Origin of the sequence: Streptomyces sp. NPDC052012 (assembly GCF_040689265.1) — a bacterium.
Lineage (GTDB): Bacteria > Actinomycetota > Actinomycetes > Streptomycetales > Streptomycetaceae > Streptomyces.
In genome coordinates this window covers 56,459-79,688 of record NZ_JBFAXA010000033.1, presented here as the reverse complement: position 1 = coordinate 79,688, position 23,230 = coordinate 56,459, and the positions used below count along the sequence as shown (strand labels likewise).

Sequence of the window (23,230 nt, the reverse complement as noted above, 5' to 3'; positions counted from 1 at the left end):
TGTTTTCTTTTACTTTTTTTTTTTTTTGCTGGCCGTCCGCGGGGCCGGGCGCGGCACTCCGGGGGGGGGGGGGGGGGGGGGGCCCCCGCCCCCCCCCACCCGTCGGCGTTCCCTCACCCGCACCCCTCTGTGGGCCTCAGCACACTTCAGCCTCGCAGGTCAACGGCAAGTTGACGGCCCTTCCGCAGGCGTGGTGGACTGCCGGAGCCAAGTGCGGCGGCAGGAGAGGAAGCCGGTGGAAGTCCGGCGCGGTCCCGCCACTGTCACCGGGGTGGACACCCCGGGAGCCAGGAACTCTCACCGCCGGTCTCGTCGAACCAGGGCGCGGACACCCTGAGTGAGGACATATCGCCATGCGCGGCTGCCTGTTGAGGTCGACCAGCGACGCCCGGCCCCGGCCCGGGGCGTCCGGGAGCATCTCCGCCGGATCCGTCACCGGCTGAACCCGTGGGTGCCGATCGCGTGTTCGCGTACGGCGCCGCCGCCGGCCTCCTCGGCGACCTGCTGCTCGGCGATCCCCGCCGCGGGCATCCGGTCGCCGCTTTCGGGCGGGCCGCGGCCGCCGTGGAACGGGTGTTGTGGCGGGACCACCGCGGCTGGGGCGCCGCGCACACCGCCGTGTGTGTCGGCGGGACCGTCGCCCTCGGCAGCCTGGCCGCCCGCTGCGTGCGCTCCTCCCCCGCCGCCTCCGTCGCTCTGACCGGCGTCGCCACCTGGGCCGTCGTCGGCGGGACCTCGCTCGCCCGGGAGGCCCGCACCATCGGGCGTGCCCTGGAGGCCGGGGACGTCGAGGCGGCGCGGGCGCGGCTGCCGCATCTGTGCGGGCGGGACCCGCAGGCGCTGGACGCCGACGGGATCGCCCGCGCGGTGGTGGAGTCCGTCGCCGAGAACACCTCCGACGCGGTGGTGGGCGCCCTGGTGTGGGGCGCCGTCGGCGGGGTGCCGGGGCTGCTCGGCTTCCGCGCCGTCAACACGCTGGACGCCATGGTCGGCCACAAGTCCCCCCGTTACCGCCGCTACGGCTGGGCCTCCGCCCGCCTGGACGACGTCGCCGGCTGGCCGGGGGCGCGTCTGACCGCCGTACTCGCCGCGCTCACCGGACCGGATCCGAGGGGTGCCGTGCGGGCCTGGCGGGCGGACGCCGGCCGGCACCCGAGCCCCAACGCCGGGCCCGTGGAGGCGTCCTTCGCGGGCGCGCTGGGTGTGCGGCTCGGCGGGACGCTGTCCTACGGCGGGCGCGTCGAGCACCGGCCGGTGCTCAACGGCGGCGGGCGGGCCGTGACCGTGCCCGACATCGAACGGGCGGTACGGCTCTCGCGGCGGGTCGGCTGGCTCGCCCTCGGGGTCGGCGCCGCGGCACGGACGGTCTGGAAGGGGCGCAGGTCATGAGTGGTGGGGGGCTGCTGGTCGCCGGGACCACGTCGGACGCCGGCAAGAGTGTGGTGACGGCCGGGATCTGCCGGTGGCTGGTGCGGCAGGGCGTCAAGGTCGCGCCGTTCAAGGCGCAGAACATGTCGCTGAACTCGTTCGTGACCCGGGAGGGCGCCGAGATCGGCCGGGCGCAGGCCATGCAGGCGCAGGCCTGCCGCCTGGAGCCGACCGCGCTGATGAACCCGGTGCTGCTCAAGCCGGGCGGCGAGCAGAGCAGTCAGGTGGTTCTGCTCGGCAAGCCGGTCGGTGAGCTGAGCGCGCGCGGCTACCACGGCGGGCGGCAACAGCGGCTGCTGGGCACGGTGCTGGACTGTCTGGAGCAGTTGCGGGGCACGTATGACGCGGTGATCTGTGAGGGGGCGGGCAGTCCGGCGGAGATCAATCTGCGCCGGACCGACATCGTGAACATGGGGATCGCGCGGGGTGCGCGGCTCCCCGTGCTCGTCGTCGGCGACATCGACCGCGGCGGTGTCTTCGCCTCGTTCTTCGGCACCGTCGCGCTGCTCTCCCGCGAGGACCAGGAGCTGGTCGCCGGGTTCCTGGTGAACAAGTTCCGGGGCGATGTGTCGCTGCTGGAGCCGGGCCTCGACATGCTCCACGGCCTCACCGGCCGGCGCACGTACGGCGTGCTGCCCTTCCGGCACGGGCTCGGCATCGACGAGGAGGACGGGCTGCGGGTGTCGCTGCGCGGCGCCGTGCGGGAGTCGGTGGTGGCCGCGCCGGTCGGCGAGGACGTGCTGCGGGTCGCCGTGTGCGCGGTGCCGCTGATGTCCAACTTCACGGACGTGGACGCGCTGGCCGCCGAACCGGGTGTCGTGGTGCGGTTCGTGGACCGGCCGGAGGAACTGGCGGACGCCGACCTGGTGGTGATCCCGGGGACGCGCGGGACCGTGCGGGCGCTGCGGTGGCTGCGGGAGCGCGGCCTCGCGGACGCGATCGGGCGGCGGGCGGCCGAGGGGCGACCGGTGCTCGGCATCTGCGGCGGCTTCCAGATGCTCGGCGAGCACATCGAGGACGAGGTCGAGAGCCGGCAGGGGCATGTGATGGGGCTCGGGATCCTGCCCGTGCGGGTGCGGTTCGCCCGCGAGAAGACCCTCACCCGGCCCGTCGGCGAGGCCCTCGGGGAGGCCGTCGAGGGGTACGAGATCCATCACGGCGTCGCCGAAGTCACCGGCGGTGAACCGTTCCTGGACGGCTGCCGGGTCGGGCAGACCTGGGGCACGCACTGGCACGGCTCGCTGGAGTCGGACGGTTTCCGGCGGGCGTTCCTGCGCGCGGTGGCCGCCGCCGCGGGCCGCCGCTTCGTCCCGGCCCCCGACACCTCGTTCGCCGCGCTGCGCGAGGAGCAGCTCGACCGGCTCGGCGACCTGATCGAACAGCACGCGGACACGGACGCGCTGTGGCGGCTCATCGAGTCCGGCGCGCCACAAGGACTGCCTTTCATTCCACCGGGAGCGCCCGCATGAGCACTGTGTTGTTGTTGTCGACCGCCGACACCGATCTGCTGGCGGCCCGGGCGTCCGGCGCCTCGTACCGGATCGGCAACCCGACCCGCGTGGACGTGACGCACGAGCTGCCCGCGCTGCTGGAGGGCGCGGACGTCGCCGTGGTACGGCTGCTGGGCGGCAAGCGGGCCTGGGAGGACGGGCTGGCCGCGCTGAAGGCGTCCGGTGTCCCGACCGTGCTGCTCGGCGGAGAGGCCGTCCCGGACGCCGAGCTGATGGCCGAGTCGTCGGTCCCCGCGGGTGTGGTGGCGGAGGCGCTGCGCTATCTGGTCGAGGGCGGACCGGCCAACCTCACGCAGCTGGCCCGGTTCCTGTCCGACACCGTGCTGCTGACCGGCGAGGGGTTCGACGAACCTCGGCGGATGCCCGCGTACGGCGTGCACGGCGAGCGCGCCCTGGTCGAGGGCCGCCCGACCGTCGGGGTGCTCTTCTACCGGGCGCACGAGCTCAGCGGCAACACCGCGTTCGTCGACACGCTGTGCGACGCGATCGAGGCGCGGGGCGCCAACGCGCTGCCGGTGTACTGCGGTTCGCTGCGGGGAGCGGACCCGGAGCTCTACGCGCTGCTGTCCAGGGCCGACGCCCTGGTCGCCACCGTCCTCGCGGCCGGCGGCACGCACGCCTCGCAGGCGTCGGCGGGCGGCGACGAGGAGGCGTGGGACATCGGGGCGCTCGCCGATCTGAACGTCCCGGTGCTGCAGGGACTGTGCCTGACCTCCTCGCGCGCCGCGTGGGAGGAGTCGGACGCCGCCCTGTCCCCCATGGACGCGGCGATGCAGGTGGCCATCCCGGAGTTCGACGGGCGGCTGGTCACGGTCCCGTTCTCCTTCAAGGAGCAGGGCCCGGACGACGTGCCGGTGTACGTCGCCGACCCGGAGCGGGCCGCGCGGGTCGCCGGGATCGCCGTGCGGCACGCGGCGCTGAAGCACAAGCCGAACGCCGAGAAGAGGCTCGCGCTGATCTTCACCGCGTACCCGACGAAGCACTCGCGGGTCGGCAACGCGGTCGGCCTCGACACCCCGGCGTCGGCGGTGCGGGTGCTGGACGCGCTCAGGGACGCGGGGTACTCGCTCACCGAGTACCCGGCCGGTGGCGACGAGTTGATCCACCGGCTGATCGAGGCCGGCGGGCACGACGTGGAGTGGCTGACGGAGGACCAGCTGGCCGCCGCGCCCGCACGGGTGCCGCTGGCCGACTACCGGGCGTGGTTCGAGAGGCTGGACCCCGGGCTGCGGGAGGCGATGACCGAGGCGTGGGGCGAGCCGCCGGGCTCGCTGTACGTGGACGGCGACGACATCGTGCTGGCGTCGCTGCAGTTCGGGAACGTCGTGGTCATGATCCAGCCGCCGCGCGGCTTCGGGGAGAACCCCATCGCGATCTACCACGACCCCGACATGCCGCCGTCCCATCACTACATGGCCGCCTACCGCTGGCTGGAGGCCGCGACATCCAAGGGGGGCTTCGGCGCCGACGCGATCGTGCACATGGGCAAGCACGGCACGATGGAGTGGCTGCCGGGCAAGGGGCTCGGGCTGAGCGCGGGCTGCGCCCCGGACGCGGTGCTCGGCGACCTGCCGCTGATCTACCCGTTCATCGTCAACGACCCCGGCGAGGGCACCCAGGCCAAGCGGCGCGGGCACGCGACGGTGGTCGACCACCTGGTCCCGCCGATGGCCCGCGCCGACACCTACGGCGATCTGGCGAAGCTGGAGCAGCTGCTCGACGAGTACGCGCTGGTCTCCGACCTGGACCCGGCGAAGGCGCCGGCGGTGCGGGCGCAGATCTGGACGCTGGTGAAGGCGGCCGAGCTGCACCACGACCTGCACGTCGACGAACAGCCGGACGACGACGCGTTCGACGAGTTCGTCATGCACATCGACGGCTACCTGTGCGAGATCAAGGACGTGCAGATCAGGGACGGTCTGCACGTCCTGGGCGGCGGACCGGTGGGTGAGCCGCGTGTGAACCTGGTGCTGGCGGTGCTGCGCGCCGCGCAGGTGTGGGGCGGGCAGGCGCATGCGCTGCCGGGTCTGCGGGCCTGCCTCGGCGCGCACTTCGGGCTGGTGGAGAAGGACCTGCTGGCCGAACCGGGCGCGCCGGTGAAGGTGCCGGTCGAGCTGACCGACCTGGTGGACGGGCCGGCGCGCACCGCCGCCGACGCGATCGACCTGCTGGAGCAGTTGTGCCGGCGGTTCGCGGAGGGGATGGAGGAGCGCGGCTGGGCGGCCGAGCGGGTCCCGGCGCTGGTGCGGGAGGTACTGGGCACGGGGCTGCCGGACGCCGTGGCCGTGCTGGAGTTCGCCTGCACGGAGGTCGTGCCGCGGCTGGCCCGCACGACCGACGAGATCGGGCACATCCTGCGGGCGCTGGACGGCGGATACGTCCCGGCCGGGCCGTCGGGCTCGCCGACGCGTGGCCTGGTGAACGTGCTGCCGACCGGCCGGAACTTCTACTCCGTCGACCCCAAGGCCATCCCGTCCCGGCTGAGCTGGGAGGTCGGTCAGTCGCTGGCGGACTCGCTGGTCGCCCGCTATCTGCAGGACACCGGTGAGTACCCGAAGTCGGTGGGCCTCACGGTGTGGGGCACGTCCGCGATGCGCACCCAGGGCGACGACATCGCCGAGATCCTGGCGCTGCTCGGGTGCCGTCCGGTGTGGGACGACGCGTCGAGGCGGGTGACCGGTTTCGAGGTGGTGCCGCTCCAGGAGCTGGGGCGGCCGCGCATCGACGTGACCGTGCGGATCTCGGGCTTCTTCCGGGACGCGTTCCCGCACGTGGTGGGGCTGATCGACGACGCGGTGCGCGCGGTGGCGGAGCTGGAGGAGCCGGCCGAGTCCAACTACGTACGGGCTCACGTGGAGGAGGACACGGCGTCGCACGGTGACCGGCGGCGCGCGACGGCCCGCGTCTTCGGTTCCAAGCCGGGGGCCTACGGAGCGGGCCTGCTGCCGCTGATCGACGCACGCAACTGGCGGTCGGACGCGGACCTGGCCGAGGTGTACGCGGTGTGGGGCGGCTACGCGTACGGGCGCGGGCTCGACGGGCGGGCGGCGCGCGGGGACATGGAGACGGCGTTCCGGCGGATCGCCGTCGCCGCGAAGAACGTGGACACGCGCGAGCACGACCTCGTCGACGCGGACGACTACTTCCAGTACCACGGCGGGATGGTGGCCATGGTGCGCCATCTGACGGGGGCGAGCCCGGAGGCGTACGTCGGTGACTCGGCCACACCGGACCAGGTGAAGACACGCACGCTGGGCGAGGAGACGCACCGGGTGTTCCGTGCCCGCGTGGTCAACCCGCGCTGGATGGCGGCGATGCGCCGGCACGGCTACAAGGGCGCCTTCGAGATGGCGGCCACGGTGGACTACCTCTTCGGCTACGACGCCACGGCCGGGGTCGTCGACGACTGGATGTACGAGAAGCTCAGCGCCGAGTACGTCTTCGCCCCGGAGAACCGGGACTTCATGAAGAAGTCCAACCCGTGGGCGCTGCGCGGCATCACCGAGCGGCTGCTGGAGGCCGCCGACCGGGGGCTGTGGGCGGAGCCGGACGCGGACACGCTGGAGCGGCTGCGCGCGACGTACCTGGAGCTCGAGGGCGACTTGGAGGGCGACGACAAGTGACCACCCCGTTTCCGTTCACGGCCGTCGTCGGCCAGGACGATCTGCGGCTCGCGCTGCTGCTGAACGCCGTCTCCCCGGCGGTCGGCGGTGTGCTGGTGCGCGGTGAGAAGGGCACCGCCAAGTCGACGGCGGTGCGGGCCCTCTCGGCGCTGCTGCCGGAGGTCGCCGTGGTGCCCGGCTGCCGCTTCTCCTGCGATCCCGCCTCGCCCGACCCGGGCTGTCCGGACGGGCCGCACGAGAGCGGGGGCGGTACGACGCGACCCGCGCGCATGGTCGAGCTGCCCGTCGGTGCCTCCGAGGACCGGCTGGTCGGCGCGCTCGACATCGAGCGGGCGCTGGCCGAGGGCGTCAAGGCCTTCGAGCCGGGGCTGCTCGCGGACGCGCATCGCGGGATCCTGTACGTCGACGAGGTCAACCTGCTGCACGACCATCTGGTGGACCTCTTGCTGGACGCGGCCGCGATGGGCGCCTCCTACGTCGAGCGTGAGGGTGTCTCCGTCCGGCATGCCGCGCGGTTCCTGCTGGTCGGGACCATGAACCCCGAGGAGGGGGAGCTCAGGCCCCAGCTGCTCGACCGGTTCGGGCTGACCGTCGAGGTCGCGGCCTCGCGGGAGCCGGAGACCCGGGTGGAGGTCGTCCGGCGCCGGCTCGCCCATGACGACGACCCGGCCGCCTTCGCGGCGCGCTGGGCTCAGGAGGAGGCCGCCGTACGGCAGCGGATCGTGGCCGCGCGGGAGGTGCTGCCGTCGGTGCGGCTGGGGGACGGTGCGCTGCGGCAGATCGCGGCGACCTGCGCCGCGTTCGAGGTGGACGGCATGCGCGCCGACATCGTGATGGCACGCACGGCGACCGCCCTGGCGGCCTGGGCGGGCCGGACCGATGTGCTGGCGGAGGATGTCCGGCAGGCGGCGTTGCTGGCGCTGCCGCACCGGCGGCGCCGCAATCCCTTCGACGCGCCGGGACTCGACGAGGACAAGCTCGACCGGACGCTGGAGGAGTTCTCCGGCGACGACGACCCGGATCCCGACGGGGACGGCGGCGGACCCGGCGGCGGTGGCGGGCAGCCCGCGCCGGACGACGGGCCGCAGGGCGGGGACACCGGCGCCCGTCCCGAGGCCGGGGAGGGCGGGGAGCCGCGGCCGTCGGGTGCCGGGGAGCAGGCCGCTGCCAGGGCTGCGGAGCCGTTCCGGGCGAAGGTGCTGAGTGTTCCCGGCATCGGTGAGGGTGCCGCCGGGCGGCGTTCGCGGGCCCGGACCGAGCACGGGCGGACCACCGGGGCACGGCGGCCGCGGGGTGCGCTGACCAAGCTGCACCTGGCGGCGACCGTGCAGGCCGCCGCGCCGCATCAGCGGGCGCGGGGGCGCAGCGGTCCGGGGCTGGTGGTGCGGCGGGACGATCTGCGGCAGGCGGTGCGCGAGGGGCGCGAGGGGAATCTCGTGCTGTTCGTCGTCGACGCCTCCGGTTCGATGGCGGCCCGGCAGCGGATGAGTGCGGTGAAGGGCGCCGTGCTGTCGCTGCTGCTGGATGCGTACCAGCGGCGGGACAAGGTGGGTCTGGTGACCTTCCGGGGGTCGGCGGCCGAGGTGGCGTTGCCGCCCACGTCGTCGGTGGACGCGGCGGCGGCCCGGCTGGAGGCGCTGCCCACGGGCGGGCGGACGCCGCTCGCGGCCGGGCTGCTGCGGGCGCACGAGGTGCTGCGGGTGGAGCGGCTGCGGGATCCCGCACGGCGGGCGCTGGTCGTGGTCGTGACGGACGGACGGGCCACCGGTGGTCCGGAGCCGGTCGCGCTGGCCCATCGCGCGGCGCGGCTGTTCGCGGCGGAGGGGGTCGCGTCGGTGGTCGTGGACTGCGAGTCGGGGCCGGTGCGGCTGGGGCTCGCCGGGCAGTTGGCCGGGGAGCTGGGCGGAACGGCCGTGACGCTGGACGAGCTGCGGGCGGACTCGATCGCCGGACTGGTGAAGGCCGTACAGAGGAGGGCCGCGTAATGCCGCAGGGGCAGCCGAGTGTGGTGCCGGACGACGGGCTGACGACGCGTCAGCGGCGCAATCGTCCCCTCGTCGTCGTGCACACGGGTGTCGGGAAGGGCAAGTCCACCGCCGCTTTCGGGCTGGCGCTCCGGGCCTGGAACCAGGGGTGGCCGATCGGGGTGTTCCAGTTCGTCAAGTCGGCCAAGTGGAAGGTCGGCGAGGAGCGGGCGCTGCGGGTGCTCGGCGACTCCGGTGAGGGCGGGTCCGTCGCCTGGCACAAGATGGGCGAGGGCTGGTCCTGGGTGCAGCGCGATGCGCAGCTGGACAACGAGGAGAAGGCACGGGAGGGCTGGGAGCAGGTCAAGCGGGATCTGGCCGCACAGACGTACCGGCTGTACGTGCTGGACGAGTTCGCCTATCCGATGCACTGGGGATGGGTGGACACCGATGAGGTCGTGGAGGTGCTGCGGAGCCGTCCGGGGACGCAGCACGTCGTGATCACGGGGCGGAACGCGCCCGAGAAGCTCGTCGAGTTCGCGGATCTCGTCACCGACATGTCCAAGGTGAAGCACCCCATGGACGTCGGGCAGAAGGGGCAGAGGGGCATCGAGTGGTGATGTCCCCGGTCCGTGTCCCCCGGCTGGTCATCGCCGCGCCGTCGTCCGGCAGCGGCAAGACCACCGTGGCCACGGGGTTGATGGCCGCGCTCACCGCGCGGGGGCTGGCCGTGTCCCCGCACAAGGTGGGGCCGGACTACATCGACCCCGGGTACCACGCGCTCGCCACCGGGCGGGTGGGGCGGAACCTCGACGCGTACCTGTGCGGGCCCGAGTCGGTCGGGCCGCTGTTCCTGCACGGTGCGCGCGGGTGCGACATCGCCGTCGTCGAGGGTGTGATGGGGCTGTACGACGGTGCGGCGGGGGAGGGCGAACTGGCGTCCACCGCGCAGGTCGCGAAGCTGCTGCGGGCGCCGGTGGTGCTCGTCGTGGACGCGTCGTCGCAGTCGCGGTCGGTGGCGGCGCTGGTGCACGGCTTTGTGAGCTGGGATCCCGAGGTGCGGGTCGGGGGCGTGATCCTGAACAAGGTCGCGTCGGACCGGCACGAGGCGTTGTTGCGGGAGGCGCTGGAGTCGACGGGGGTGCCTGTTCTGGGGGTTCTGCGGCGGGCCCAGCACGTGGATACGCCGTCGCGGCATCTGGGGCTGGTGCCGGTCGCCGAGCGGCGGGCCGAGGCGGTGGAGTCCGTCGCGGCGATGGCTCGGCTGGTGGCCGAGGGGTGTGACCTGGCAGCGCTGGAGTCGCTGGCCCGTACTGCCGGTGCCGTACCAGGGGGTTCCGCCCCCTGGACCCCCGCCTCGCCCACCCACCACACGGAAGTGTCGGCCCACAGACGCACACCAGTCGTCGCCGTCGCCGGTGGATCTGCGTTCACCTTCTCCTACGCCGAGCACGCGGAGCTCCTCGCCGCCGCCGGGGCCGAGATCGTCACCTTCGATCCGCTGCGGGACGAGGAGCTGCCCGAAGGAACCGCCGGGTTGGTGATCGGCGGCGGTTTCCCCGAGGTCTACGCCGCCGAGCTGTCCGCCAACGAGCGGCTGCGCAAGTCCGTCGCCGCGCTCGCGCAGAGCGGCGCGCCCGTCGCCGCCGAGTGCGCCGGGCTGCTCTACCTGTGCCGGGAGCTGGACGGCCTGCCCATGTGCGGGGTGCTGGACGCCTCCGCGCGGATGAGCGAGCGGCTCACCCTCGGGTACCGGGACGCCGTGGCCGTCGGGGACAGTTCCCTCGCCGCCGCCGGGACGCGGATGCGGGGGCACGAGTTCCACCGGACGGTCGTCGAGCCGGGGGCCGGGGACGCGCCCGCCTGGGGTGTGCGGGCCCCGGAGCCGCGTGTCGAGGGTTTTGTACAGCGCGGTGTGCACGCGAGCTATCTGCACACGCACTGGGCGTCCGAGCCCGGTGTCGCCCATCGGTTCGTGGAGAGGTGCCGGACGTCATGAGCAGCCATCTGGTCGGGGTCGGAGTCGGTCCCGGCGATCCTGAGCTGGTGACCGTCAAGGGTGTGAACGCCCTGCGGGCCGCCGACGCCGTCGTCGTGCCGGTCATGGACACCGGCGAGCGGGGGCGGGCCGAGGCGACCGTGCTGCACTACGTGCCCGAGGAGAAAGTCGTCCGGGTGGTGTTCGCGCTGAACGAGCGGACCGACCGGGCGCGGCGGGAGGCCGCCTGGGACGCGGCCGGTGAGCGGGTCGCCGCCCTGCTGCGGGAGCACGGCCGCGTCGCGTTCGCGACCATCGGGGATCCCAACGTGTACTCCACGTTCACCTATCTCGCGCAGACCGTCGCCGAGTTGGTGCCGGACACGGTCGTCGAGACGGTGCCGGGCATCACCGCTATGCAGGATCTCGCAGCGCGGTCCGGGGCCGTGCTGACGGAGGGGACCGAGCCGCTGACGCTGGTGCCGGTGACCGCGGGGGCCGCTGTGCTGAAGGAGGCCCTCGCCGGACCGGGGACCGTCGTGGCGTACAAGTTCGGGCGGCAGGCGGGCGAGGTCGCCGAGGCGCTGCGGGAGGCCGGGCGGCTGGAGGGTGCCGTGTGGGGCTCCGCGCTCGGGCTGCCGGAGGAGTCCGTGCGGCCGGCCGCCGAGCTGGACGGGGCGCCGCTGCCGTATCTGTCGACGCTGATCGCGCCGCCGCGGCGGGACGGCGGGCGGGGCGGCAAACTGTGAGCCGCCGGAGCCCGTTGACGTCGGCGCGGTCAGTGGGCCGTGCCCACCACCAGCCAGATGAACAGCACCCCGGCGATCGTGCACAGCAGCGTGGAGCGGGCCGGGTGGGCGTGGTGGGCCTCGGGAAGGATCTCGGCCGCCGCGAGGTAGAGCAGCGCGCCGCCGAACAGACCGAGATAGCCGCCGAGGAGCGGCTCGGGGAGGGTGAAGAGCAGGGTCGAGGCGGCACCGGCGACGGGGGCCGCCGCGTCGGCGACGAGCATGACGAGGGCCCTGCGGTGGGCGTTCCCGTACACGCTGGTGAGCGTGTACGTGTTGAAGCCGTCCGCGAAGTCGTGGGCGATCACGGCCACCGCGACGGCCGCGCCCATGCCACCGCCCACCTGGAAGGCCGCGCCGATCGCCACACCGTCCATGGCGCTGTGCCCGACCATCGCGGCGGCGGCCGTGAGGCCGACCTCGGGGGTGCGGCCGTCGCTCTCCTCTCCCCCGTGCGCGGCCTGACGGTGGGCCAGCAGGCGTTCCACCAGGTGCGCGAGGAGAAAACCGGCGACGAACAGCAGCAGGGCCGCCGGTACGCCGTACACCTCCGTGCCCGCCGCCTCCAGGGACTCCGGCAGGAGTTCCAGGCCGACCACGCCGAGCATCAGGCCGCCGGCCAGGCCCAGCACCAGATGGCGGCGGTCGGTCACTCGGTGTGCCGTCCAGCCGCCGGCCAGCGTCATCAGGAACGCGCCGAGCGCGACGAGGACCGCCATGTGCTCTTCGTATCCGATCGGCACCGGCTCGCGCACGCGTGACAGCCGCTCCCCCACCCACTTTGTGACCCCCTTCCCCCTTGTCTCGCAGGAGAGGACCGATTCCCATGGCCGATGCCCCCACCGGCAAGGTGACCTTCGTCGGTGCCGGCCCCGGCGCCGCCGATCTGCTGACGTTCCGCGCCGCCCGTGCGATCGCCGAGGCCGACGTCGTGATCTGGGCCGCCAGCCTGGTGCAGGCGGAGGTCCTGGAGCACGCGCGGGAGGGCGCGGAGATCCTCGACTCGGCGGCCATGTCGCTGGAGGACGTCGTGGCCGTGTACGAGCGGGCGCACGCGGACGGCCTCAAGGTGGCCCGGATCCACTCCGGCGACCCGGCCCTTTGGGGCGGTACGCAGGAGCAGCTCGACCGGTGTCACGCGCTCGGCATCGAGACGGAGGTCGTCCCCGGTGTCTCGTCCTTCTCCGCCGTCGCCGCGCTCGCCCGGCGCGAGCTGACCATCCCGGAGATCGCGCAGTCGGTCGTCCTGACCCGGCTCGGCGGCGGCAAGACACCGATGCCGCCCGGCGAGGAGGTCCGCGAGTTCGCCCGGCACGGCACCACCATGGCGGTGTTCCTGTCGGCGGCCCGCAGCGGCCAGCTGGTGCGGGAGCTGCTGGAGGGCGGCTATCCGACGACCACGCCGGTCGTCGTGGCGTACCAGGCGACCTGGCCGGAGGAGCTGGTCGTGAAGTGCACGATCGGCACGCTGGAGGAGACGGTCAAGGAGCACAAGCTCTGGAAGCACACCCTGTTCCTGGTCGGCCCCGCGCTCGACGCGCACGGCACGCGCTCGCACCTGTACCACCCGGGGCACTTCCACGGTTATCGCAAGGCCGACCCGGAGGCGCGCAGGGCACTGCGCTCGCGGGGTGCGAGCACATGATCACCGTGGTGGGCACGGGGACGGGGGCGCCACCGCCCGAGGACGTTCTCGCCGGTGCCGAGCTGGTCGTGGGCGGGCAGCGGCACCTCGACGCCGTACGGCTGCCGGACAGCGCCGAGCGGATCGCCCTCGGCCCGCTGGCGCCCGCGCTGGACACGATCGCCGAGTACGTCGCCGAGGAGCGGCCGGTGGTGGTGCTGGCGTCCGGGGACCCGGGGTTCTTCGGGATCGTGCGGGTACTGGCCGAGCGGTTCGGGCCGGAGCTGCTGGCGGTGCGGCCCGGTGTGTCGTCGGTCGCCGCCGCGTTCGCGCGCGCCGGGCTCCCGTGGGACGACGCGGTGGTGGTGAGCGCGCACGGGCGGGACGCGCGGACGGCGGTCAACGTCTGCCGGGCGTACCCGAAGGTGGCCGTGCTGACCGGGCCTGGTGCCGGGCCCGCCGAACTCGGGGCGGCGCTGCGGTCCTACGACCGTGTCCTGATCGTCGCGACCGCGCTGGGCTCCTCCGAGGAGCGCCTGGAGCGGGTCACGCCCGCCGAGGCCGCGGCCCGCGACTGGGGGACGGCGGTCAGCGTCGTCATCAGCGTGGCCGGGCAGGTCGCCCTCGGGCCGGTGCGGGCGCACGCCGGGCTGCCGCTGCCGCCCGCCGGCTGGGCGCTGGACGAGGCCGAGTTCGCGCACCGCGACTCGATGATCACCAAGTTCGAGGTGCGGGCGCTTGCGCTGGCCCGGCTGGGGCCGCGCCCCGGTGAGCTGGTGTGGGACGTCGGGGCGGGCTCGGGTTCCGTGGCCGTGGAGTGCGCGCGGCTGGGTGCCGCCGTCACGGCGGTGGAGAAGACCCCGGACGGGGTGGAGCGCATCCGGGCCAACGCCGTCGCCCACGGGGTCGACGTGCGGGTGGTGCACGGGGCGGCGCCGACCGTGCTGTCCGATCTCGACGATCCGGACGCCGTGTTCGTCGGCGGGGGCGGGCAGGAGCTGTCCGCCGTCGTCACCGCGTGCGCGCGGCGGGCCCGGCGGACCGTGGTGGTGGCCCTGGCTGCGCTGGACCGCGTGCCGGCCGCACGCGAGGCGCTGACCGGCGCCGGTTTCACCTGCGACGGCGTGCTGTTGCAGTCGTCGCGGCTCGCGCCGCTGCCGGGTGAGGTGACCCGGCTGGCGGCGGCCAATCCCGTTTTCCTGCTGTGGGGCGTACGGCCTCCGGCACACAGTGAAGGAGTTGCCCAGTGATCGGCCTCATTTCCGCCACGGCGGCGGGAGCGGCTGCGCGGGACCGGCTGGCCGCGGCGTGGCCGGACCGTACGCGTGTGTACGACGGTCCCGTGCCGGGCGCGGTGCGGGCCGCGTTCGCGGAGTGCGAGCAGCTCGTGTGTTTCCTGGCGACGGGGGCCACCGTGCGGCTGGTGGCGCCGCTGCTGCGGGACAAGGCGAGCGACCCGGGTGTGGTGTGCGTCGACGAGGGCGGGCGGTTCGCCGTGTCGCTGGTCGGCGGGCACGGCGGCGGGGCGAACGAGCTGGCCCGGGAGGTCGGCGAGGTGCTGGGCGCCGAGCCGGTGGTGACCACGGCGACCGACGCCGTGGACCTGGCGGGTCTGGACACGCTGGGGCTGCCGGTGGAGGGCGATGTCGCCGCGGTGTCGCGGGCGCTGCTGGACGGGGAGGCGGTGGCGTTGCGCGCGGAAGTGGCGTGGCCGCTGCCGCCGTTGCCGGTCCGCGAGGAGGGCGCGTACACGATCCGTGTCACGGACCGGCTGGTGGCCGCCGCCGAGCGGGAGGTGGTCCTGCGTCCGCCGACGCTCGTCGTGGGCGTCGGCGCGTCGAAGGGTGCTCCCCTCGAGGAGGTGCTGGGGCTCGTCGAGGGCGCTCTGCGGGAGGCCGGTCTGTCGGCGGCGTCGGTCGCCGGGCTCGCCACCGTGGACGCGAAGGCGCAGGAGCCCGGGATCGTGGCGGCGGCCGGCCTGCTGGGGGTGCCGTTGGTGACGTACGCGGCCGAGGAGCTGGCGCGGGTGGAGGTGCCGAACCCCTCCGCCGCGCCGCTCGCGGCCGTCGGGACGCCCTCGGTGGCGGAGGCGGCCGCCCTCGTCGGCGGGGGTGAACTCCTCGTCCCGAAGCGGAAGTCGGCGATGGCGACCTGTGCCGTCGTACGGCGGCCGGGGCGCGGCCGGCTCGCGGTGGTCGGGCTCGGGCCGGGCGCCCGGGACCTGCTGACGCCGCGTGCGAGGGCGGAGCTGCGGCGTGCCTCCGTGCTGGTCGGCCTGGACCAGTACGTCGACCAGATCCGCGATCTGCTGCGGCCCGGAACCCGGATCCTGGAGTCGGGACTCGGGGCCGAGGAGGAAAGGGCGCGCACGGCGGTGGCGGAGGCCCGGCGCGGGCAAGCGGTGGCGCTGATCGGCAGCGGGGACGCGGGCGTGTACGCCATGGCCTCCCCCGCGCTCGCGGAGGCGTCCGACGATATCGACGTCGTCGGGGTGCCGGGTGTGACGGCGGCGCTGGCGGCCGGGGCGATCCTGGGGGCGCCGCTGGGTCACGACCATGTGTCGATCAGCCTGTCCGACCTGCACACGCCGTGGGAGGTCATCGAGCGGCGGGTGCGGGCGGCGGCCGAGGCGGACCTCGTGGTGACGTTCTACAACCCGCGCAGCCGGGGCCGTGACTGGCAGCTGCCGAAGGCGCTCGCCATCCTCGCCGAGCACCGGGCGGCCGGGACGCCGGTCGGTGTCGTGCGCAACGCCTCGCGCGCCGACGAGTCCAGCCGGGTCACCACGCTCGCCGGACTCGACCCGGCGACGGTCGACATGATGACGGTCGTGACGGTGGGCAACACCGCGACCCGGACCGTCGCGGGGCGCATGGTGACGCCGCGCGGCTACCGCTGGCAGACGGAACCGAAGGAGCAGGGCCGGTGAACCGCGTCGTCCATCCCATCGAGCAGGAGTCCTTCCGGCGGCTGCGCGCCCGGCTGGACACCTCGCACTTCCCGCCGCTGACCCGCGCGGTCGTAGAGCGGGTCATCCACTCTGCCGCCGATCTGGAGTACGCCTCCGATCTCGTCATGGACGAGGGTGAGTTGGCGGCGGCGCACGCCGCGCTGCACGCCGGGGCGCCGGTCGTCGTGGACGTGGAGATGGTCGCGGCCGGGATCACCCGCCGCGAGACCGTGTGCCGGCTGAGGGACGCCCAGGCCGGGCCCGGTCTGACCCGGTCGGCGCACGCGATGCGGCTGGCGTTCGAGGAGGTCGGGCCCGGCGCCCTGTGGGTGATCGGCTGTGCGCCGACCGCCCTGGAGGAGCTGCTGACGCTGGACGCCTCCCCGGCGCTGGTCATCGGTCTGCCCGTCGGTTTCGTCGGGGCGGCCGAGTCGAAGGCCGCGTTGCGCGAGAGCGGGCTGCCCGCCGTGAGCAACGTGTCCGAGAAGGGTGGTTCGGCGGTGGCCGCCGCCGCGCTCAACGCCCTGCTGTACCACCCCGTTGCACCCGAGGCATCGGACGAACCCGAGGAGAACCTGTGACCACCCCGCCCGCTCTGCTCATCGCCGGCCACGGCACCCGGGACGACGCCGGAGCCGAGGCGTTCCGCGCCTTCGTGCGGGAGCTGGGCCGCCGCCATCCCGGACTGCCCGTCGCCGGCGGCTTCATCGAGCTGTCCCCGCCGCCGCTGGGCGAGGCCGTCACCGAGCTGGTGGACCAGGGCGTACGCCGTTTCGCGGCCGTTCCGCTGATGCTGGTGTCCGCCGGGCACGCCAAGGGGGACATCCCGGCGGCGCTGGCCCGCGAGAAGGAACGGCACCCCGGCATCTCGTACACCTACGGCCGTCCGCTGGGCCCGCACCCCGCGCTGCTGAGCGTGCTGGAGCGGCGGCTGGCGGAGGCGCTCGGGGACTGGGACCCGGCCGAGGTGACGGTGCTGCTGGTGGGGCGCGGCTCGACGGATCCGGACGCCAACGCCGAGGTGTTCAAGGCGGCCCGGCTGCTGTGGGAGGGCCGCGGATACGCCGGTGTGGAGACGGCGTTCGTGTCGCTGGCGCAGCCGGACGTGCCGAGCGGCCTCGACCGGTGCGCCCGGCTTGGTGCGCGGCGGATCGTCGTCCTGCCGTACTTCCTGTTCACGGGGATCCTGCCGGACCGGGTGCGGCGGCAGACCGAGGAGTGGGCGGCGGCCCATCCTCGGACCGGGGTTCGCTCGGCGGACGTCATCGGCCCGGAGCAGGAACTGCTGGACCTGGTGTGGGAGCGGTACGAGGAGGCGGTGAAGGGCGATCTGCGGATGAACTGCGACAGTTGCGTCTACCGGATCGCGCTGCCGGGCTTCGAGGACAAGGTGGGCCTGCCGCAGCAGCCGCACTTCCACCCCGACGACGACGGCCACCACCATCACGGGCACGGCCACGCCCACTCGCACTCCCATGCGCACTGAGCCGATGGGCGGGCCCGGCCACGATCTGCGGCACCACGGGGACGCGGAGGTCCGCGACGACGGTGCCGCGCTGGTCGACCTGGCGGTGAACGTGCGCGCGGGCACACCACCGGGGTGGCTGCGCGACCGCGTCGCCGCGTCGCTGACCGGACTGGCCGCCTACCCGGACGGCCGGGCCGCACGGGCGGCGGTGGCGGCGCGGCACGGGCTCCCGGCGGACCGGGTGCTCCTCACCGCGGGCGCGGCGGAGGCGTTCGTCCTGCTGGCGCGGGCGTTGAAGGTGCGCCGGCCGGTGGTCGTACATCCCCAGTTCACGGAGCCGGAGGCGGCGCTGCGCGACGCGGGCCACGCCGTGGACCGCGTGCTGCTGCGCGAGGCGGACGGCTTCCGTCTGGACCCGGCGGCGGTTCCGGACGACGCGGACCTGGTGGTGATCGGCAACCCGACCAACCCCACGTCGGTGCTGCACCCGGCCGCGGCCCTCGCCCGCCTGGCCCGCCCCGGGCGCACCCTGGTCGTGGACGAGGCCTTCATGGACGCGGTCCCGGGCGAACGGGAGACCCTGGCCGACCGCACGGACGTGCCCGGTCTCGTCGTCCTGCGCAGCCTCACCAAGACCTGGGGCCTGGCGGGCCTGCGCATCGGCTACGTCCTCGCGGCGCCCGACACCATCGGGGAGTTGGAGCGGGCCCAGCCCCTGTGGCCGGTCTCCACCCCGGCCCTCGCGGCGGCGGAGGCGTGCATGGAGACCAGGGCGCTGGCGGAGGCGGCCCACGCGGCCCATCGCATCGCGGCGGACCGGGCCCATCTGGTCGCGGGCCTGCGGGAGTTCACGGCGCGGGGCCTGCGGGTGGCGGAACCGGCCGAGGGCCCGTTCGTCCTGATCCGTGTGCCGGAGGCGGCACGGGTCCGCAGCCGACTGCGCGAGCTCGGCTACGCGGTCCGCCGGGGCGACACGTTCCCGGGCCTGGACGACCACTGGCTCCGCCTCGCGGTCCGGGACCGGGAGACGACGGACGGTTTCCTGAGGGCACTGGAACGTGCGCTCTGAAACCGGCGAGTCGGGTGGTGGGTGGGCATAGGCCGGGGGTCCAGGGGGCGGGGCCCCCTGGTACGGGGCTGAGGAACGCCGTCAGCCACGCCGTCGCCGGGACACAGCCACCGCTCCCCCGCCCAGCGCGAGAAGCGCAACCGCCCCCGCCGCGACGTACGGAGTCAGCGCGTCCCCACCCGTCTCGGCAAGGTTCGCCTCCTTCTCCGCAGGTTCCTGCTCCGCAGGTTCCTGGCCCGCAGGTTCCTGGTCCGCGGGGACGACAGCCTCACCGGCAGGGGCACCCTGAGGCTCCACACCCCCGCCCGGCGCCTCGCACGTCGCCTCCGCCAGCGTCACCGTCCCCTCCACCTCGGCGACGTTCAGCTTCAGCGGATCGACGGACACCTTCAACTGCAACGCCGTCGCCGCGGCCGTACGCGACGTCGTCTCCGTCTTCGACAGATCCAGCCGCACCTCACCGACCCCCGGCACCTTCACCTCGCTCGGCCCGCCGGACGTCAGCTTCACGCGCTTCCCCAGAACCGTCACCGAGCCCGGCAGCGTCGCCGAAGCCAGCGGGGTCCGCCCGGCCTCGCAGACCGCCCTGGAGCTGATCTTCTCGAGTTCGATCAGCCCCAGCAGCGGCAGCCCGGGGAGATGGACCCGGGCCTTCGCCAGCGTCGCGGAGGACTCCGCCCGCTCCCCCTCCACCGTCGCCCTCGCATCGGCGACCTCCGCGCGCAGCACGGTGAAGGGCTTGCCCCCGTCGACCCCGTCCAGAGTGGCCGTGAGCGCGGTCTTCCGCGCACTGTGCGGTGCCCGGACCTCGTTGAGGGTGACGGAGAGCGGGGCGTGCACGGTCTTGTTGAGCAGGGACACGTCGAGCCCGGTCCGCAGGACGACGGCGCCCGCGCTGCCCTGCTCCTCGGTGGCGTGCGCGGAGCCCGCTCCGGCCAGCGCGGCGGACCCTGCGGCGAGGACGGTGGCCGTGGCGGCAGCGGCCCAACGGCGTGCGGGCATACGGAACTTGGTGCTGTTCAAGGTGGTGGGACCCCCATGAGACATGTGTGGGACCCGGAAAGAATGTCCGCGCACGGAGCGAAGCGTCAGCGATCCGCCGACACTTCACTCCATCGTGGTGAGTCCGCCGAAGTATTCGAATCCTCAGGCACAGCAGTTCCCCGATGTCTCCCTCGGCCCCACCCCCGGGTGAGCGCACACACCCGCGCCTACACGACCACGCGCCCGTTCAGTACCACCCGGCGCGGATCCGCCAGCACCCGGACGTCCGCACGCGGGTCGGCGTCGTAGACCACCAGGTCCGCCGGGGCGCCCTCCTCGAGCCCGGGGCGTCCGAGCCAGGCCCTGGCCTTCCAGGTGCCGGCGGCGAGCGCGTCGAGGGGCGGGATGCCGGCCGTGACCAGCTCGGCGACCTCCGCCGCCGCCAGCCCGTGCGGCAGGCTGCCCCCGGCGTCCGTGCCGACGAAGACGGGGATGCCCGCGTCGTAGGCGGAGCGCACGGTGTCGTAGCGGCGGGCATGGAGCCGGCGCATATGGGCCGACCAGCGCGGGAACTTGGACTCGCCGCCGTCGGCGAGCTCCGGGAAGGTGGCGATGTTGACGAGAGTGGGGACGATCGCCACGCCCCGCTCGGCGAACAGCGGGATGGTGTCGTCGGTCAGGCCCGTCGCGTGCTCGACGCAGTCGATGCCGGCCTCGACCAGGTCCCGCAGGGAGTCCTCGGCGAAGCAGTGGGCGGTGACGCGGGCGCCCAGCCGGTGCGCCTCGGCGATCGCCGCCTCGACGGCCCCGCGCGGCCAGCAGGCCGACAGATCGCCCAGGTCACGGTCGATCCAGTCGCCGACCAGTTTCACCCAGCCGTCGCCGCGCCGCGCCTCCTGGGCGACGTAGGCGGCGAGGTCCTCGGGCTCGACCTCCCAGGCGTAGTTGCGGATGTAGCGGCGGGTGCGGGCGATGTGCCGGCCGGCCCGGATGATCTTCGGGAGATCCTCGCGGTCGTCGATCCAGCGGGTGTCGGAGGGCGAGCCCGCGTCCCGCAGCAGCAGGGCGCCGCCGTCGCGGTCGGTGAGCGCCTGCTTCTCGGCGACCTCCTCGGGGACCGCGCCGTGCCGGTCGAGGCCCACGTGGCAGTGGGCGTCGACCAGCCCGGGCAGCACCCAGCCCTCGACGGTCCGGATGTCACGGGCGCCGGCGGGACGGTCGTAGGAGATACGGCCGTCGACCACCCACAGCTCGTCCCGGACCTCGTCCGGCCCGACGAGCACCCGCCCCTTCACGTGCAGCACCGCGCGTTCGCTCATACCCGGCACCCTAGTCAGGCGCTACTCGGACCTGCCCACCTGGTCCGAGATCTCCTCCTCGACCTCGGCCATCGCCGGGTCGAGGAGGCGGGAGAGGAAGTGGCGGGTGCGCTCGTGCCGGGGGCTGCCGATGACCTGCTCCGGGGTGCCGTCCTCGACGATCACCCCGCCGTCCATGAAGACGACCCGGTCGGCGACCTCGCGGGCGAAGGTCATCTCATGGGTGACGACCATCATCGTCATGCCCTCGTCGGCGAGCATGCGCATGACGGCGAGGACGTCACCGACCAGCTCCGGGTCGAGCGCCGAGGTCGGCTCGTCGAACAGCATCACCTCGGGACCCATCGCCAGCGCGCGGGCGATGGCGACCCGCTGCTGCTGCCCGCCGGAGAGGGAGGACGGATACGCGTCCGCCTTCTCGGACAGGCCGACTCGGGCCAGATTCTCCGCGGCCACCTTCGCCGCCTGCGCCTTGTCCCGGCGCAGCACCCGGCGCTGCGGCAGGGTGAGGTTCTCGGTGACGGTGAGGTGCGGGAACAGGTTGAACTGCTGGAAGACCATGCCGATACGGCGGCGCACGGCGTCGATGTCGACGTCCGGGTCGGTGAGTTCGACCCCGCCGACGAAGACCTGCCCCTCGGTGGGCTCCTCCAGCAGATTCACGCAGCGCAGCAAGGTCGACTTGCCGGAGCCGGACGGGCCGATGACGCAGACGACCTCGCCCTGGCCGATCTCCAGGTCGATGCCGCGCAGCACCTCGTTGCTGCCGAACGACTTGTGCAGTGCGCTGACGCGGATCTCGGGCCGGGTCATTTCACGGCCTCCTGGGCCTTGGCCTCCATGCGGCGGACGACGAAGCCGAGCGGGATCGTGACCAGCAGATAGCACAGGCCGGCGACCAGGATCGGCGTGGAGTTGGCGGTCTGGCTGGCCAGGTCACGGCCGTACTTGGACAGCTCCCGCTCCTCCAGGGTGACGCCGAGGAACAGCACCAGCGAGGAGTCCTTGAACAGCAGGACGAGTTCATTGGTGAGCGGCGGCAGGATGATCCGGAAGGCCTGCGGGATGATGATCGAGACCATGGCCCGGGCGGGCGAGAAGCCCAGCGAACGGGCCGCCTCCATCTGCCCCTTGGGCACGGCCTGGATGCCCGCGCGGATCGTCTCCGCCATGTACGCGGCGGCCACCAGGCCGAGCGCGAGCGCGACCTTGCCGTACGTGCCGCCGATGATCTCCGTGCCGGGGAAGGCGAGCGGCACGGCCACGCCGATGAAGATGAAGATCAGCAGGGCGGGCAGGCCGCGGAAGATCTCGATGTAGATGCCCGCCAGCCAGCGGTACGGCCCGACCGACGACAGCCGCATCAGCGCGATCACCATGCCGAGCGCGAGCCCGACGGCGAAGCCGGTCACCGTGTAGAGGACGGTGTTCTTCAGCGCCAGCGTGATGACGTCCGGGAACATCCGGTCGGCGATGTCGGTCTGCGCGAACTGGTTCTGCAGCCGGTCCCAGTCGGCCGACACCGCGAAGAGGACCACGAGCGCGACGAAGACGGCGTACTGGATGCCACGCGACAGGCTGCGCTTCTGCCGCCGGGTCAGTCCCTTGCGGCGGGGCGCGACGTCCGACTTCGTCTCACTCATGAGGCGGACGGGGACGCCGCGGACTCGTCGTAGGGGCCGATCCACTGCTCGTACAGCTTCTTGTACGTCCCGTCGGCCTTGGCGTCCGCGAGCGCCTTGTTGATCGCCTCGCGCAGCGCGGTGTTGCCCTTCTTGACCGTGAAGCCGTACTGCTCACCGGTGTCGATCTGCTCGGCGACCTCGAAGGCGTCGGCGTTGGCCTTGTCCTTCAGCCAGCCCTGGACCACCGGGTAGTCGATGACGACGGCCTTGACCTGGCCGGTGCGCAGACCGTTCAGGACCGCGTCGGAGGACTCGAAGGAGACGGGGTCGAAGCCCTGGCCCTTGGCGTAGTCCTCGCCGGTGGTCTGCGCCTGGGCGCCCAGCTTGATGTTCTTCGACTTCACGTCGGCGAGCGAGCCGACGCCGCTGCCCTTGTCGACGAGGACGGCCTGCGTGGCGTTGAAGTACGGGTCGGAGAAGTCGACGTTCTTCTTGCGCTCCTCGGTGATGGTCATGCCGGCCGCGGCCAGGTCGCACTCGCCGGAGTTGAGGAAGGCGCCGGTCTTGAAGTTCTCGAAGGGCGTGTCGAGGATCTCCTGCTTCACGCCGAGGTCGTCGGCGACCAGATCGATCAGCGCCACGTCGAAGCCCTGCACCTTGCCGTCGATCTCCGACTGGAACGGCGGGTACGGCAGGTGGGTGCAGGTGGTGAGTCGGCCCGCCTTGACCAGCTCGACCCCGCCGGCGGCGGTCTTGGTGCCGCTTCCTCCGTCGTCGGTGGAGGTGCAGGCGGTCAGGAGCACCAGCCCGGCCGTCGCGGTGAGGGCGGCGGGGATACGCATCCGGCGCCGGGGGAGCGTCTTCACGGGGGCCTCCTGTGGGGGGAATGACAGGTTCCG

The 23,230-nt window shown here is 73.7% G+C and carries 19 protein-coding genes and 1 riboswitch; of the genes, 13 read left to right on the top strand and 6 right to left on the bottom strand.

Features of this window, described 5'->3' with window-relative positions:
- Positions 1–224: 224 nt before the first annotated feature.
- Positions 225–297, top strand: a riboswitch (cobalamin riboswitch).
- 150 nt (positions 298–447) lie between these two features.
- Genes AB0412_RS33060 through cobI form a run of 7 tightly spaced genes read left to right on the top strand, consistent with a single transcriptional unit; the run spans position 448 to position 11,253 of the window.
- Complete coding sequence (locus AB0412_RS33060; RefSeq protein ID WP_366406296.1) at positions 448–1,389, top strand: cobalamin biosynthesis protein; 942 nt, start codon at positions 448–450, stop codon at positions 1,387–1,389.
- Positions 1,386–2,897 carry a cobyric acid synthase gene (locus AB0412_RS33055; RefSeq protein ID WP_366406295.1) on the top strand — a complete coding sequence of 504 codons (1,512 nt, stop codon included), beginning with the start codon at positions 1,386–1,388 and terminating at the stop codon, positions 2,895–2,897. Before AB0412_RS33060 ends, AB0412_RS33055 begins: the two co-directional genes overlap by 4 nt.
- Positions 2,894–6,562 carry a cobaltochelatase subunit CobN gene (gene cobN, locus AB0412_RS33050; protein WP_366406294.1) on the top strand — a complete coding sequence of 1,223 codons (3,669 nt, stop codon included), beginning with the start codon at positions 2,894–2,896 and terminating at the stop codon, positions 6,560–6,562. The genes AB0412_RS33055 and cobN overlap by 4 nt, the downstream gene beginning before the upstream one ends.
- Complete coding sequence (locus tag AB0412_RS33045) at positions 6,559–8,547, top strand: putative cobaltochelatase (protein ID WP_366406293.1); 1,989 nt, start codon at positions 6,559–6,561, stop codon at positions 8,545–8,547. Before cobN ends, AB0412_RS33045 begins: the two co-directional genes overlap by 4 nt.
- Positions 8,547–9,146, top strand: a complete 600-nt coding sequence (cobO, locus tag AB0412_RS33040) for a cob(I)yrinic acid a,c-diamide adenosyltransferase (RefSeq protein ID WP_366406292.1) — start codon at positions 8,547–8,549, stop codon at positions 9,144–9,146. The genes AB0412_RS33045 and cobO overlap by 1 nt, the downstream gene beginning before the upstream one ends.
- Positions 9,146–10,525 (top strand): cobyrinate a,c-diamide synthase, encoded by a 1,380-nt coding sequence (locus AB0412_RS33035; RefSeq protein WP_366406291.1) that lies wholly within the window; start codon positions 9,146–9,148, stop codon positions 10,523–10,525. Before cobO ends, AB0412_RS33035 begins: the two co-directional genes overlap by 1 nt.
- Positions 10,522–11,253, top strand: coding sequence for a precorrin-2 C(20)-methyltransferase (cobI, locus tag AB0412_RS33030; protein ID WP_366406290.1), 732 nt, complete (start codon positions 10,522–10,524; stop codon positions 11,251–11,253). The genes AB0412_RS33035 and cobI overlap by 4 nt, the downstream gene beginning before the upstream one ends.
- Positions 11,254–11,282: 29 nt before the next feature.
- Here cobI and AB0412_RS33025 read toward each other — a convergent pair whose 3' ends face one another.
- Entirely contained in the window at positions 11,283–12,011 is a 729-nt protein-coding gene (locus AB0412_RS33025) for a permease (RefSeq protein ID WP_366406289.1), read from the bottom strand.
- Positions 12,012–12,118: 107 nt separating this feature from the next.
- On the opposite strand from AB0412_RS33025, the gene cobM reads away from it, so the two are divergent.
- Genes cobM through cobC form a run of 6 tightly spaced genes read left to right on the top strand, consistent with a single transcriptional unit; the run spans position 12,119 to position 18,403 of the window.
- Positions 12,119–12,937, top strand: coding sequence for a precorrin-4 C(11)-methyltransferase (cobM, locus tag AB0412_RS33020; protein ID WP_366406288.1), 819 nt, complete (start codon positions 12,119–12,121; stop codon positions 12,935–12,937).
- Positions 12,934–14,166 carry a precorrin-6y C5,15-methyltransferase (decarboxylating) subunit CbiE gene (gene cbiE / locus AB0412_RS33015; RefSeq protein ID WP_366406287.1) on the top strand — a complete coding sequence of 411 codons (1,233 nt, stop codon included), beginning with the start codon at positions 12,934–12,936 and terminating at the stop codon, positions 14,164–14,166. Before cobM ends, cbiE begins: the two co-directional genes overlap by 4 nt.
- Positions 14,163–15,845: a precorrin-3B C(17)-methyltransferase gene (gene cobJ / locus AB0412_RS33010; RefSeq protein WP_366406286.1), complete on the top strand. Its 1,683-nt coding sequence runs from the start codon at positions 14,163–14,165 to the stop codon at positions 15,843–15,845. The genes cbiE and cobJ overlap by 4 nt, the downstream gene beginning before the upstream one ends.
- Positions 15,842–16,447 carry a precorrin-8X methylmutase gene (locus AB0412_RS33005; protein WP_366406285.1) on the top strand — a complete coding sequence of 202 codons (606 nt, stop codon included), beginning with the start codon at positions 15,842–15,844 and terminating at the stop codon, positions 16,445–16,447. Before cobJ ends, AB0412_RS33005 begins: the two co-directional genes overlap by 4 nt.
- A complete protein-coding gene (locus tag AB0412_RS33000) occupies positions 16,444–17,352 on the top strand; it encodes a sirohydrochlorin chelatase (protein WP_366406284.1) in 909 nt (302 codons plus the stop codon). The genes AB0412_RS33005 and AB0412_RS33000 overlap by 4 nt, the downstream gene beginning before the upstream one ends.
- Positions 17,342–18,403, top strand: a complete 1,062-nt coding sequence (gene cobC, locus AB0412_RS32995; protein WP_366406283.1) for an Rv2231c family pyridoxal phosphate-dependent protein CobC — start codon at positions 17,342–17,344, stop codon at positions 18,401–18,403. Before AB0412_RS33000 ends, cobC begins: the two co-directional genes overlap by 11 nt.
- 81 nt (positions 18,404–18,484) lie before the next feature.
- Here cobC and AB0412_RS32990 read toward each other — a convergent pair whose 3' ends face one another.
- The 5 genes from AB0412_RS32990 to AB0412_RS32970 form a co-directional block, all read right to left on the bottom strand.
- The gene (locus AB0412_RS32990; RefSeq protein WP_366406282.1) at positions 18,485–19,405 is read right to left on the bottom strand and encodes an SCO1860 family LAETG-anchored protein; all 921 of its coding nucleotides are present in this window, start codon (positions 19,403–19,405) and stop codon (positions 18,485–18,487) included.
- Positions 19,406–19,614: 209 nt separating this feature from the next.
- Entirely contained in the window at positions 19,615–20,706 is a 1,092-nt protein-coding gene (locus tag AB0412_RS32985; protein WP_366406281.1) for an amidohydrolase family protein, read from the bottom strand.
- A 21-nt stretch (positions 20,707–20,727) separates the two neighbouring features.
- Positions 20,728–21,519, bottom strand: coding sequence for an amino acid ABC transporter ATP-binding protein (locus AB0412_RS32980; protein ID WP_366406280.1), 792 nt, complete (start codon positions 21,517–21,519; stop codon positions 20,728–20,730).
- Complete coding sequence (locus AB0412_RS32975; protein ID WP_366406279.1) at positions 21,516–22,349, bottom strand: amino acid ABC transporter permease; 834 nt, start codon at positions 22,347–22,349, stop codon at positions 21,516–21,518. Before AB0412_RS32975 ends, AB0412_RS32980 begins: the two co-directional genes overlap by 4 nt.
- Positions 22,346–23,197, bottom strand: coding sequence for an ABC transporter substrate-binding protein (locus AB0412_RS32970; protein WP_366406278.1), 852 nt, complete (start codon positions 23,195–23,197; stop codon positions 22,346–22,348). The genes AB0412_RS32975 and AB0412_RS32970 overlap by 4 nt, the downstream gene beginning before the upstream one ends.
- Positions 23,198–23,230 lie beyond the last annotated feature (33 nt).